The organism is Fibrobacter sp. (assembly GCF_017545445.1).
GTDB lineage: Bacteria > Fibrobacterota > Fibrobacteria > Fibrobacterales > Fibrobacteraceae > Fibrobacter.
The window spans coordinates 12,889-26,715 of the sequence record NZ_JAFWOM010000074.1 but is presented as its reverse complement, the minus strand read 5'-3'; the positions used below and the strand labels follow the sequence as shown (position 1 = coordinate 26,715).

The 13,827-nt window shown below is 46.4% G+C and carries 10 protein-coding genes; 9 read left to right on the top strand and 1 reads right to left on the bottom strand.

Annotated features, from left to right (window positions below; translation table 11 throughout):
• Positions 1-8: 8 nt before the first annotated feature.
• From IKG78_RS08725 to IKG78_RS08695, 7 genes are all read left to right on the top strand, one after another.
• Positions 9-698 (top strand): pyrimidine 5'-nucleotidase, encoded by a 690-nt coding sequence (locus IKG78_RS08725; RefSeq protein WP_290942403.1) that lies wholly within the window; start codon positions 9-11, stop codon positions 696-698.
• 223 nt (positions 699-921) lie between these two features.
• Positions 922-1,728: a metal ABC transporter permease gene (locus IKG78_RS08720; RefSeq protein ID WP_290942400.1), complete on the top strand. Its 807-nt coding sequence runs from the start codon at positions 922-924 to the stop codon at positions 1,726-1,728.
• 9 nt (positions 1,729-1,737) lie between these two features.
• Positions 1,738-2,850: a hypothetical protein gene (locus IKG78_RS08715; protein ID WP_290942398.1), complete on the top strand. Its 1,113-nt coding sequence runs from the start codon at positions 1,738-1,740 to the stop codon at positions 2,848-2,850.
• 191 nt (positions 2,851-3,041) lie between these two features.
• Positions 3,042-3,347, top strand: a complete 306-nt coding sequence (locus IKG78_RS08710; protein ID WP_290942397.1) for a hypothetical protein — start codon at positions 3,042-3,044, stop codon at positions 3,345-3,347.
• 117 nt (positions 3,348-3,464) lie between these two features.
• A complete protein-coding gene (locus IKG78_RS08705) occupies positions 3,465-4,460 on the top strand; it encodes a hypothetical protein (protein ID WP_290942393.1) in 996 nt (331 codons plus the stop codon).
• A gap of 136 nt (positions 4,461-4,596) precedes the next feature.
• Positions 4,597-6,054: a radical SAM protein gene (locus IKG78_RS08700; protein WP_290942390.1), complete on the top strand. Its 1,458-nt coding sequence runs from the start codon at positions 4,597-4,599 to the stop codon at positions 6,052-6,054.
• A 227-nt stretch (positions 6,055-6,281) separates the two neighbouring features.
• Positions 6,282-8,477: an FISUMP domain-containing protein gene (locus tag IKG78_RS08695; RefSeq protein WP_290942388.1), complete on the top strand. Its 2,196-nt coding sequence runs from the start codon at positions 6,282-6,284 to the stop codon at positions 8,475-8,477.
• Positions 8,478-8,656: 179 nt separating this feature from the next.
• Here IKG78_RS08695 and IKG78_RS08690 read toward each other — a convergent pair whose 3' ends face one another.
• Positions 8,657-10,075, bottom strand: coding sequence for a transglutaminase domain-containing protein (locus IKG78_RS08690; RefSeq protein WP_290942386.1), 1,419 nt, complete (start codon positions 10,073-10,075; stop codon positions 8,657-8,659).
• A gap of 122 nt (positions 10,076-10,197) precedes the next feature.
• Here IKG78_RS08690 and IKG78_RS08685 point away from each other — a divergent pair, with 122 nt between their 5' ends.
• Positions 10,198-11,007 carry a PDZ domain-containing protein gene (locus IKG78_RS08685; RefSeq protein ID WP_290942384.1) on the top strand — a complete coding sequence of 270 codons (810 nt, stop codon included), beginning with the start codon at positions 10,198-10,200 and terminating at the stop codon, positions 11,005-11,007.
• Between the two features lie 201 nt (positions 11,008-11,208).
• On the top strand, positions 11,209-13,599 hold the full coding sequence (locus IKG78_RS08680) for a putative LPS assembly protein LptD (protein ID WP_290942382.1): 2,391 nt from the start codon (positions 11,209-11,211) through the stop codon (positions 13,597-13,599).
• The last annotated feature ends 228 nt before the right edge of the window (positions 13,600-13,827 follow it).

Below are 13,827 nucleotides of genomic sequence, written 5' to 3'. Positions count from 1 at the left end.
GTGAAGGTGTGGCTTTGAACGTCGGCATAAGAAACGATTCCTCGAAAATTTGGCTGTTCGATTACGATTTGACGCTCTATGGCGAAGAAGAACGCTTTGTCTTAAATTCGCTCGACCACCGCATTTCGCTATTTGTGCAAAAAGTGGTGGGCTGCGATTTTGAAACGGCACACAAGGTTCGTACCGATTATTTGGAACGCTTCGGTACAACGCTTTCGGGGCTTATGGCCTTGCACCATACCAATCCCGAAGATTTCTTTGACTTTATCCATGAGCCGGAGTTTTTGATTTACCCGAAGGTCGCTCCAGAAAAACTTACTTTGCTCAAATCGCTGGCGGGTCACCGCTACGTGTTTACGAATGGGCGGGGCGACTGGAGCCGTGCGGGCATGGCTCACATGCAAATTGACTGCGCAATTGAAGATGTTTTTGATTTGAAACTGATGAATTGGGAAGGCAAGCCGCATGCGAGTGCCTATGAAAAGATTGAAAAATGGCTGGAATCGCGAGGCGTTTTGGCGAAGGATTCGTTGGATAAGTCGCAAATTGTGCTGCTCGAAGATTCGCTCCGCAATCTTGAACCCGCTCATGAACGCGGTTGGACTACGATTCTTGTGAATCCGAACATCCAAGCCCCCAGCTGGGTGGATTTTCACATCCCGCATTTACTAAATTTAAAAGAGGAATTGATTGTCTAGTGATTAGTATGCAGTGGTTAGGCCATCAGGCCGTAAACAGGAATGTTATAAGTGGTTAGTAAACAGTATGCAGTAAACAGGAAAGTAAAAAGAACGTTCCTATTGCAATCCTAACCACTAACCACTAACCACAACCCCTTAACCACTAACCACAACCCCTTAACCACTAACCACCAACCACTAACCCCTAAAACCTACAACCTAACACCTAACACCTAACAACATGCTCGACTTATTTTCCATGGATTTTATGCAGAACGCCCTGATAGCAGCGGTGCTTGTGGCCGTTGCATGCGGTGTCATGGGGACGTACGTCGTCGTGAATCGACTCACATCGCTTTCGGGCGGTGTGGCTCACGCTTCGTTTGGCGGGGTTGGGCTCGCATGTTTTATCGGTTTTTCGCCGATGCTTGGGTCGTTGGGCTTTGCTCTTGCCTGCGCGATGCTCATGGGAATGCTGACGTGGCGCGACCGCAAACATGCGGATACGTTTATTGGCATTATTTGGGCGGCAGGCATGGCGCTGGGCGTGATTTTGACGGATTTGACGCCTGGTTACAGCGGTGAGATGATGAGTTTCTTGTTCGGTAGCCTTTTGACTGTACCAACGGAACTTCTCTGGTGGATGGGGGCTTTGCTCGTGTTCATTTTGGTTGCTGTTTCCGTCTGCTACCGCAACTTCCTTTCGATTTCGTACGACCCAGAATTTGCTCGCGTTCGCGGTATTCCAGTGTTGAATTATTACATGCTTTTGATTGCTTTGATTGCCCTTACGGTTGTGATTGCCGTGCAGGCGGTGGGCATGATTCTCGTGATTGCGCTCCTCACGATTCCCGCTTACATCGCGGAATGTTATGCGAAAAACTTGTTCCAGATGATGATGGTTTCGGTCGTGGTTTCGCTTGTACTTGTGGTGCTTGGGCTTTTGGTGGCGTGCCAGATGAATTTTGTCGTAGGGCCTACGATTATTGCTGGCGGAGTCGTTTTGTATTTGCTAAACTTTATCGTGAAAAAGATTGTAAAAAAATAGGAGAGGGAAATGTTTTCTATGTTACGTTTATCAGTGATCTTTGTGTGCTCGTTGCTTGCAACGTCTGCGTTTTCGGCGGTGGCTAGAAACGCCTTCAATAACATGGATGTCAAAACATCGTATTCTGAACTGTTGCAAGAAAAGAATGCCCGTAACGATTCTCTTTTGCCGTCATTTGATGGCGACAAGGCTTTTGCTGAAGTGCTTCGTTTGAACCCGAAATTCTGGAGCTTGGGCAGTGCGCTCAATAAGGAAGAAGCCCTTGTGACGAAACTGCATGTCAACATGGTTTTTGTCGATGGTACGCGAGAAGACCAGTTCTGCGAACTCGATAAGAATGCAACGAATACCGCTGACGAATGGAATGTTCGCATTGGTGCGGACTTTGTTTCGGGTGGCTCGAATACGGTTCACGTTCATGTGCAGCAATGCTTGGATTACGTCCGCGACCAGCTCGGTTACGCCGTCAAGAAAGGAGACAAGATTGTCTATGTGCCGCCTAAGGAAACGCTTGACAAAATTAAGAAAAGCGAAATCCCGGATGCCATTGATATTGATTTACAACAAACGCTCTTGAAGGCTCACGAAGATGTGAATCTTACCGGCAAGTGCCCCAAGGACATCGAAGCGTATATCATTCTCATGAACGTCTATGATCAAGTCAAGAATTTAAAGATGGATTATGTTGTTATAAACGACCAGCTGAACAAACAGCGCAATGGCGGTTCTCGCGTGCAGTCTTGCGCGTTTAGCCGCGAATGGAATAAACGCTATCAAGAAAGCGCAAGTTTTGAATGCGATATCGACAACGACCGCTGCACGTACCGTCAAGAAAACGACGGCACCACGGAATGGTCCATCAATTACAAAGAAGACCGCTTTGAATACATCAATAAAAAATTTCTCTTCTTCAATCGCAATCCGATGAGCATTCACAAGGGCGGCACGATGATGGACCTTCGCCTCATCCGCCTCTCGACGACGCTTTATCTGGAAGCCTACATCAACTTGAAAGGTGAACCTGTAACGCTTGGTCTTGTCATTGTTCCTGGCGACAAGACTCTCAAAGATTACGAAGACGATCGTCCGTCGTACGAAGAATCTCGCGAAATGACGGAATAAGTATCCCTTAGTCATTCTTGCCTTTAGCCCGAATTAAGGTTGGTGCACTTCGGCAGGCTCAGTGACCTTTTGTCGAACCACCGAGCCGAGGGACTAGTCTGCTGAAAATTTTTTTTACAAAAAACAAAGAGTAAAATACACGGATTTTGTAATTAATAAAATGAAAGATTATTGGGGCTAAGGAACAAAAAGTGAAATATACAACTGAAGATGCGTTAAAAGAAATAAATCGACGCGCCAAAACGATTAGACGTAGGCATCAAAGAGTGGTTACAAATCTCTTGGCTGCCTCAGCGAGTTTTTGTCTAATTGCTCTTTTTTGCGTAATTGGAGTTTTTTCAGGTTCAGAAGTGCCTGTGAACCAAATCGAGTATGGGGCGTTTATTCTGCCCGCAGGAAATGGCTTGTATATGGTAATAGCCATTCTTGGTTTTGTATTGGGCGTTTGTACAACGCTTTTGCTTCAGCTTTACAAGCGTAAAAAATACAGATTTTAAGATTTTTGTGCATCTGTGGCTTTTGCTTTGATGCACTTTTTTTGTGTTGAAATCCTAAAAAAATAAGTTGATCGGGGTGGGAGAAAAACCGTTTTCACAATAAAATGGAGGTCCTTTATGGCAAATGAAATGGTTGTATTACAGGGGAAAAAGTTCACTGTTGAACTGCAGTCGATGCTTGGTTCTTCTGGCTTTGGGTGGAGCTTGACTGGGCTATCGAAAGGTATAGCTCTGTTAGATACGACAATGTCGCCTTCGACGTATGCTCGAATGGTTGCGCCTGTTATCCAGAAATTTGAATTTGTTGCAATTGCAGCACCAGAGGATAAGGCGGAAATCGAATTCACGATGATTAGTTTTGCAACCATGGAAGTTTCGAAACAGAAACATACCGTGATGGTGAAAGTTATTCCGAGTGATTCTGAAGAATTTGTAAAGCTCAGCGAAAACTGTGAACCGATGTTCAGGGATGTCTGCAACTCGATGCCGCCTTATGGCTTTCCTTCGCCCAAAGAAGTGCAAGACTCTGTTGTGAATGCGATGTATGGCTATAACTGTGGAACGTTTAATCCGCTCGTGTTGTATGGTTTCCCCGCAAATCAGGATGTGACCCTGAAATACGGTTATCCTTGCGGTGTGCAGGATGCCGTGAACGTGAAGTATGGCTATCCGTGCGCAAATAATCAGCAGGACCCAGTCGTGAAATACGGTTATCCCTGCGGCGTTCAGGATGCCGTGAATGTGAAGTATGGCTATCCGTGCGCAAATAATCAGCAGGACCCGGTCGTGAAATACGGTTATCCTTGCGGCGTTCAGGATGCCGTGAACGTGAAGTATGGCTATCCGTGCGCAAATAATCAGCAGGATCCGGTCGTGAAATACGGTTATCCCTGTGGCGTTCAGGATGCTGTGAACGTGAAGTATGGTTACCCCTGTGGCGATCAGGATGTGCTTCTGAAGTACGGCTATCCGTGTGGCGCTCAGGATGCAGTGAATGTGAAGTATGGTTATCCTTGCGTTGATCGCAATTTAACTCTGAAGTACGGTTATCCTTGCGGAGCACAGGACGCTGCGGTTATGTACGGATTCAAGTGCGATAATCAGAAATCTTAAGATTTAATACGATTATTGCGGTGGGCGTACGCCATCCATTTAGGCGTATGCTCATTATTTCTTTAATAAAAATCTGTGAATATAGGACTAAAATATCTGCCGGTAAACATTTTTGCCGGTAGTTTGGAGGTTTTTTATGGCAAATATTGATTATAAACCAGTTACCGCTGTTTGGGAAGTTACAATGGGCTGCAACTTTCGTTGTGGGCATTGTGGTTCGTCTTGTGAGGGTGCTCTCCCGGGACAGTTGAGTACTGAAGAAGCTCTTGATTTGTGCGATCAGGTTGCGGATCTTGGACTGAAATGGATAACCTTGTCTGGTGGCGAACCCCTTACGAGATCGGATACTCCAGAATTGGTGAAGCGGCTGTCCGGGAATGGCGTTAAGGTGAACGTCATCACGAACGGTTGGCTTCTTGATGAAAAAATGGCCCGAAGATTAAAAGAAAACGGGATATCGACGGTCGCGATCAGCATAGACGGGACACCGGAAATTCATGATAAAATCAGGAAAAAAGGCGCTTTTGAACATGCAAAGCGTGCTTTCCACGCCATGACGGATCTAGGAATTGAAACTGGCGCGATTACAACGATCACAAAGCAGAACATAGATATTCTCCCTGCTTTGAAGGAAGAACTTATTGGCATGGGTGTTAAAACATGGCAGGTTCAGATCGGTCTGCCTATGGGTAATTTGAAGGAGCGCCCGGACTGGCTACTAGAGCCGAAGCAAATCAGAGATATTATTGATTTTTGCTACAATACAGCAAAAGAGGGGAGAATACGTATTTATCCTGCGGACTGTATCGGATACTACTCTAAAAAAGATCTAGAAGCAAGACGTATCTCTTATAAATCTAGTAGCTATTCGTTGTGGGATGGCTGCAATGCGGGCGTTCGTAGCTTCGGTATCTTGCATGACGGTCACATTCTAGGCTGTACTTCAATCCGCTCAAAGGAGTTCATTGAAGGAAATATCCGCGAAAGAAAGTTGCGCGACATTTGGGAAGATGAAAACGCCTTTGCGTGGAGACGCCAAATGAAAAAGGAACAGCTTTCTGGTTCATGCAAAAACTGTGTTTACGGATCCAAGTGCCTCGGAGGCTGCCCGAACACTCGTCTTACGATGAAGGGGAGCATTTATGAGGAAAATGAATATTGTGCCTACAATCTCACGCTTAAAGAAAAGCAGGCGAAATATTCCAAGTGCGATAATGCTTCTTCCTTGCTGAATTTGGCTGAATCGCTGATTGCGCAGGGTGACCATCAAGAGGCTTCTTTTGCTTTGAAACGGGCCCAGGAACTGGAACCCCATAATGCGGCGGTTTACAGGGCTTTGGGGTATAGCGAATTCATGTGTGGCAATTATGAATCTTGCCTTGAAGCAAACGAGAAGGCTCTGGAAATCAATGGCGCGGATGCTTATGCGATGGGTGGCCGGGCCTTGGCTGTTTACCGTCTCGGACAGAAGAATGAGGGCTTGCAGATCATGCAGGAAGCGGTTGCGCTTTCAGGAGGTCTAGACCCGAATCTGTTGCAGGACCTTAGATATATGAAATGCGACATGGCAAAAAATGCGGCATTCGTAAAATAAGTAATGGTCGTTTAGAACGTTGTTTCGCATTATAAAATAATGACATTTTCCCTGAAATCTTGATGATTTCGGGGATTTTTTTTTTGAAAATCTTATCAATTTTTTTCCCATTAATGAGTGCATCTCAACGTTTATTCTGAAAGTTGATTTCTTTTTACAATACGGTAAATTATTTAAATGTATTTTAATTATGTGTCAGTTGTGGTGTGCTTTTTGGGGGAGGAAATATGAAAAAAATTGCATATTTGTTGTCCGTTGCGGCGTTAATCGCATGCTCGGAGTCCGAAAACATAGCCGAGGTCGATGACGGCTTTCTTGCGGAGGATGAAAGTTCGTCGAGCGTTGAAGTGCAGTCGTCTTCTGTTGAAAAGCCCGGCGAAAAGAAGCTATCTTCCGGTGCGTCCAAGCTTTCGTCTGCGACTGAAAAATCATCCTTGTCCAGTTCATCTGGAAAGCCTGGCTCAAGTGATGGAAAGGTATTGTCCAGTTCTTCTGGAGCGACTCCTTCTAGCGGCAACGACAAACAAGTCCCTTCCAATTCGAATTACCTCGACTTTTTAGATGAGGATATGTCCTATAGCTTTGGATGTGGCGGAGGTGGTGGTTTTGCCGGAGGTGCCGCTGGGGCTGCTGGGGGTGCGGGGGCGTGGGGAACCTCTGGCATGGAGGGCGGCTTCACAGTAGATTCATCCTCTCTTGCGATTTTCCCTTATACGCAGATTATCAAAGCACGAACCGCAAAGCTTGTTTCAAACGGAGTCGCAGCGGCTGATGCCGAAAAAAAGGCAAAGGAAGAATTTGTTGCGGCTTTGGGGCTGGACACGTTGTTTCACGAAAGTCCGCTGCAAAACGGCTATGCCAGATTTACGAGGTCTAATGTAGAATACGCTTTGAACTATTTCTTCTCTCGTGACACTGTTTTTGTCGCCAGTTTTATCAAGTCGTTTTCTGAAACAGGAACGTTAGACCCTTCTGAATATTGTGGCATATGGAATGTTTCTTTGAAACCAGGCTGGGGCGAAGCTACGACGGATTTAGTTTATATAAGGGCCCGTGTATGGGCGAGTAATGCCGCCCAACGTGGGTGTGCCGCGACTGGTTCCGAGGAAGTGCCGCCTACTTACATATTCAGCAATCTCTATCGAAAATGCATAGGGCTGCCTTATTGCGACGATAAAATGTTTGGTACTGTCCAGCGAGCCGGCCTAAAAAACATCATCAGCGATACATTGTATTTTTGCGATATTCGCGGTTGGACATTTTTGAGTAGTTTTGATCAAGATACCAAGGATGTCCCTTGCGATAAAGTCGGGAAGGTCATCAAGAGTGCGTCTGTAAACGAACGTTACTATATATGTAAGGCCGATGGCTGGAATGTCGCTACGAAAATGGACTTTGAAGTACAAGACCTCGCTTGCGGCGATTCGGCCATGCTCGTGAAAAGCCCGACAGACACCACCAAGTATTACTTGTGCAAAAATTCAAAGTGGAAAATTGCGGATCAAATGGAAATTTCAACGACGAATATTCCTTGCGACCGTGTCGGGAAAATTGTGGATAGTGGAACCAAGGATTATAAGGGGAGAATCTTTTATATCTGCCGCGATACAGGCTGGGACACGGCGACACAAAGGGAAGCGGACATAGGCGATAGATCTTGCGATGCGGAAGGTAAAACCATTCAAGGTGTCGTTGATACGAATATGTCATACGTCTGTTATCAGAACTCTTGGGTGGATTTTTACGATGCTCCTTGCGATACGGACAACAAGAGAGTCCGTGATTGGAAAGAAGGCTTGAACGAAGATTACATCTGCTATAACGGCAAATGGAGTTATTCAAGAAACTGGAGTTGCGATTTTCCGAAGGAGTATTACTTTAATCCGAACGTTCAATACGGTACGTTGACGGACGACCGCGATGGCGCAACTTATAGGACGGTCGAAGTCAATGGTTACACTTGGATGGCCGAGAACTTGAGGTATGTAACGGAAAATGCTTCGCAAAGCGTTTCTGTTCAAGAAGGGTGCGAAATTGCGGGCCGTTTCTATTCGAAGGAGGCCGCGAAAAACGCTTGCCCTGCGGGTTGGATTCTGCCTGATTCGAATGTTGTCAATTCGTTGAAAAAAGGATACGACCATCTTTCCATGTACTTGCAAAACTGCTTTAGCCAACAGTTCGTGTCGCAAATCGGTTCTATTTGCAGTGGCTTTGAATGCAATACGTATGGAACGTCTTTCTTGCCTTTGGGAACGAGCAAAAAGCCAAATGCTAAAAATGGATCGGGAAATGCTATATACTGGGCTTATAATTCCTCAAAAACAGGTGACGTTGTTGTGTTTGGCTTGTCTTACGACTATATCTATATTTATAATATAGATGCTGATGACTTGGCTCCCATCCGCTGCGTGAAAGAGCCGTGAGCAATGGGCTATGAGCCGTGAGGGCTAGTGTCATTCTGAGCGTAGTGTAACGAAGCCGAAGAATCTCATGACTTTGTCACTCCGGTTTGAGCCTGTCCCGCACTAGTTGCGGAATGCTGGGGTCGGCTTTTTCATAACCACAACCGATCCCGCAACGGAGTGCGGGATGACAGTGCGTTTTAATTCTCGATAAAGTATTTCACGAGACCTTCGTACTGCCCGTATTCAGTATCGGAGGCACTTATCGTGACGCTTTGGGTATTGCGTGGGATTGTGAGTCGTTGCGTGAATGTTCCGTTGCCTTCGGATTTCATTCGCGTTATTTTTCCATTGCAAGAAAGGATGAGGTATTTTTTATTCGAAACCTTGACTTTGAAATCGTATGTGGAATCGGCTTGCAATGCGACGAGCGGCGAAATGATTTCAACGTCTTTTGCTGAAGATTTCAGCGGAACGGGATATTGAATATTGTTTGAATTTTTAGCTTGTACAAAGAAGTAAGCGCAGCCTCTGTAGGCGTTTCCTTCGAGATTGTACATGACCGTGCCTAAATAAGTTCCGGCCTGCGGTGCGTTGAACGTGACTGAAAGCGTATCGTCTTTTTGATTCTGTAAAGTCTTGTTTTGTACGGCGTATCCGCTGTTGTAATCGTAGAATAAAACTTGAATTTTCGTATCGTCTTTTTTTTGCAACTTTATTTTAAACGTGCTTTCGATGTCGTTGACTGATTTTAATGGCGTTATAAGTTTGAGCTTGTCGAAAAAGCTTGGTTCCAGTCGTGGCAAGGTCTTGAATTGTTCTTCGTTGATTTTAGGACTTGCTAGTTGAAAATTGGAATCGGAGGGGAAATGCGTGTATCTAAAGTAATCGCCATTGAGGAATAGCCAATCTGTAGAGTATTTCTTTTTTTGTGTTTGCGTCAGCACGTCGGCTGAACTGGACCCCCAAGTGCAGTCTATGTTATACCAAAAATTGTTAATTTGCACAATATTCCAAGCGTGGTTTGCGGTTAAGTCTTTGTTGGGCGTTAAAGGGAGCAATCCGCCTTGCGCAAAACCGGGAACTTTTTCGCAGGGGATGTTTAGCATGTCGCAAATTTTCTTGAAAAAATCGGCATATCCTTCGCAGACGGTTTTTCGGGAAACTAGAATTTGTTCCCAAGTTTGAACGGGAATGAACGGGAGTTTTACGGCTTCTGTATCGTAATCGAGCAAAAGTGTTGTCGCGTCATAGACCATTTTGACTTTTTCAAACGGGTTTTTCGTCGAAAAATTTATCATTTGGCATAGTGCTTTCAGGTATTTTTCAGGGCTGTTGATGCGGAGCGTTTCGTTTTCTACGTTGTTTATGAATGATACGATTCGCGCGTTGGGTACGTTTGTGCGGTAGCGGTAAGCTTCTTTGTAATCGCTAGAAAACGGATACTTTTCTAAGGCGTATTTCGTGGGGGTGGGCGAGGAACGTGTGGTGCGAACCTCGGTGGGGACGGGGTCGTCAAATTCGGGAATTTCAAAGGGGGCAAGCATTCTTGCAGAAGCTTGGGCGAAGAAGAAAAACTCCGTTAAGACGAAAAATGTTCTGATAAATCGATTATGCATGAAAAAAAATATAAGAAAAAGGTTTTTATGGATTGAAAAAAGGCTTTTTTTAGGGGGCTTTACGGTTGTAATATGATTTTTTTTATTATATATTATGATAGGTAAAATTTAAGGAGAATATCATGAATAGTTTTGTTAAGGCTTCTCTGATTGCTGCGATGATGGCCGCTCCGCTTATGGCTGACGAATCCTTTGGTGGCGTTGGCATCACCATTTATCAGGTGAAGGACGGCGTTCATGTGGCCGAAGTTATTCCGGGCACTCCGGCTGCCGAAACCAATTTGCAGGCTGGTGATGTTATCACTGCTGTTGACGGTGTGAGCCTCAAGGGTCAGGATATTGAATTTTCGAAGGCTAAGCTCCGTGGTCAGGTCAACAAGCCGCTCGAAATCTCTTACATCAGCAATGGTGAAACTTATTCCACCGTTATCCGTCGTGCGCAGATTACCGTGAAGGACTTGGACGGCAAGGCTGTCACGAGCTGGTACGGCGACAAGGACCGCGTGAACGTGCAAGAACTTGAAACGTACGCTAGCGCTGCCGAAAACGAAAAACAGTTGGTTGCTGTGCTCAACTTCGGCACTCTCATCAAGAAGGATGTCTCTGTCGCTTCTGCAAACGTCAATGGAATTTATGTGGAAAAGGTCAAGTCCACTCCGAAGATTTCAAAGCAGACTGCCGTTCGTACTGGTGACGCAAGCCTCCGCCTCTTCAACCGCAAGTCGGTTTGGTTTACGCTCAAGTCTCCAGGCCGTGCAACCGTTACCATCTTGAATGCTGATGGCGAACAGGTGGCAAAGCTCAAGCTCGACGATGCAAAGGCTGGTGTCAACACGCTTTCTTGGGATGGCTCTCAGATTCCGTCTGGCCGCTACGTTATTTCCATTGACCACAATGGCAGCATTAGCGGTGCAAACGCTGTGCTGAAGTAACTCTCGCTTTTTATAACAATTTCGAATATGTCACCCCGGCCATAGTGCCGGGGTCGTCTTTTTTATGAGAAATTTTTTTCTCGTTTTCATATTTTTCTATTTTGTTGCACCGTGATTTTATCCGCAACCCATCGTTATTTGTGGGCCGTTTTTGCTTTTTTGGTCGCTGCGGTCTTTGCTCCTTGCTCTTATGGCGAGGAGATGACCCGCTTTGAACTTGAAGAACGCGAACAGCCTGTAGAGGACACGACGGAAGTCGATTGGATGAACGACACGACGGGCGTGGATACGATTGAGTACCGTGCGGTTGACTTGGTATATGATGTGGAAACATCGACCTTCAACTTGAATAATTCCGCACAGCTCAAGTATCGCACCGCGACGCTGGAATCCGACACGATTTGGATGGACCAGAAAAATCAGATTTTGGCGGCTAGCGGAAATCCCGTGCTCCGCGAAACTAAGAACCCCTCGCTTTCGGGGATGCGTCTCAAGTACAACCTCAAGTCGAAAATAGGCGAGGTGTATTACGCGACCACGTTCCAGGACAATCAGCAACTGAACGGCATGGAAGTCCGGCGTTTGCCGGATACGCGAATCCAGATTGCCCGTGGCGATTTCAGTACGTGTAACGATACGACGCATCAGCACTTCTACTTTTACGGACGACGCATGGTGGTGAAGCCCAAAGAGACGATTACGGCTCGCCCGGTGGTGCTGAACATTGCCGACGTGCCGGTGGCGGTTCTCCCGATGATCGTGGCGCCTCTCAAGAGCGGTCGCAAGTCGGGCCTTTTGACGCCTAAGTTCGGTGGCGACCAAAAGCAGGGTTTTTACTTGCGTAACATCGGTTTTTACTATGCCGCGAACGATTACTGGGATGCGACGATTTCGGGCGACATTATCGAAGGTGACGAGGCTCGCTTTGAACGCTCTACGTTGTCTGGCGAAATTCGCTACAGAAAACGTTATTTGCTAGACGGGTATTTGAGATACACCAGCTATTTGCAAGAATTCGATTTTAGCAACAGCGGTTATGACATTTCTTTCTTGCACAATCAGAATTTGACTCCCGATGCAAAGCATACGTTGAGCGGTCAAGGCTCTTTTGTCAGCAGCAAGAATGTGCGTAAGAACAACTCGCTAGAGGCGAGCACAATTTTGAACCAGCAGGCGAACGCTTCTTTGGCGTATTCTGGAAAGTTCGGCAACAACAAGAGTTTAACGGTCAAGATCTCGCAGAGCCATAACCTCACGACTGGCATGCTCGAACGCAACTTGCCCGATATCCAGTATCGCATGAGCGGAAACCTTTTCAATTTTGAATTGGAAGAAGGCGAGGTCGCCGCAGAAGACGGCTCGTTCCAGTCGTTCCTTGAAAAGTTCAACTACAGTTTTACGAACCGCTTTAACTACTACATGCGTCGCGATAGGGATGAAACGTTGGACGAAGATACGACTGCGCATTATGTAGGATATTCGGGAACTTACACGTTGGATTATTCGGGCCGTCTTTTTAACGTTATCAACATCACGCCGAGGGCGACGTTCTCGGGGTATTGGACGGGTACATCTTGGCGGAATCCGAATGATTCTTTGTACAAAAGAAAACGCTACATGAGCTTTAATCCGAGCGAAGGAACTTTTGGCGATGTCGCTTACAATCACAGCTACAGCTTGACTGCCGACACGAAACTTTACGGCATTTGGGTTCCCGAAATAGGGCGGTTTACGGGTATTCGTCACGTGCTTTCTCCGAGCATTTCTTACACGTACGCACCCGAAATTGATACGGTCAAGACGTTCGCTCCGCACCCGCTCTTGGGACAATCGACGTACCAGCAAAAGCAGCAGACAATCGGGTTCAGCTTGAGCAACGACTTTGACATCAAATACCTCAAGGTGGCGGGCCATGTCGATACGACTCGCGGCGATTCGACTAAGAAAGCGAAGATGGTTGAAGATCAATACGGGACTCGCCGTTTGCTCACTACAAGGCATAGCTTCTCGTACAACTTTGCGGCGGATTCACTGAATTTCTCCGATATTTCGTCTTCGTTCGGATTCCAGATTTTGCAAGATTACATGTTCACCATCAATACTCGCCATAGCTTCTATCACAAGTACGAATCGAATCCGAATAAAGTTCGATTCCCGGAACTCACATATTGGGGTTACGAACTTTCGAAGAGTTTCCACTGGAGCGGTTCGTTTAACGGCGGGCTTCCGTCGCAGATGGAAAAGTACGAAATGCTGAAGTGGTCCTTGAGCTTGGATTACCGTTATTCGTTCAGCAGTACGCGAGTCGCAAAGAATTTATTTAAGGATAACATAAACCATTCGACGGGGATTTCGGCGACGTTCCAGCCGACCGTCAACTGGGACGTATCGTACAGTACGCGTTACGATTACAACGAAGGCCGTTTCGTTTCGCATGAGTTTACGTTCAAGCGTGTGTTGCATTGTTGGCAACTCGATTTCTCGTGGACGCCTACGGGGCCTGCCGCCGGTTGGAGCTTCTCTGTTTATGTGCGAGACTTGCCGGACATCAAGCTGAACGCAGGCAGCACCGACACGAAGTACTATGATTAAGACCGCTTCGCTGATAGACGAGAGACGAAAGACGAAAGACGACAAATGCGTAGGACGAGAGTCGCGACCATGCTTGCATGGGCATGACCGAGTCCAGCATTTGGGATTAGAGCTATACGAAACTTGGCAATTTATTGCCTTAGTTGAGTTATCCTCTGTGGGGAGAAGCGATAATCCAAAGACGAGAGAGGTTGTGGGGAATGGGCGCGGTCGCCTGCGGCCTAATCC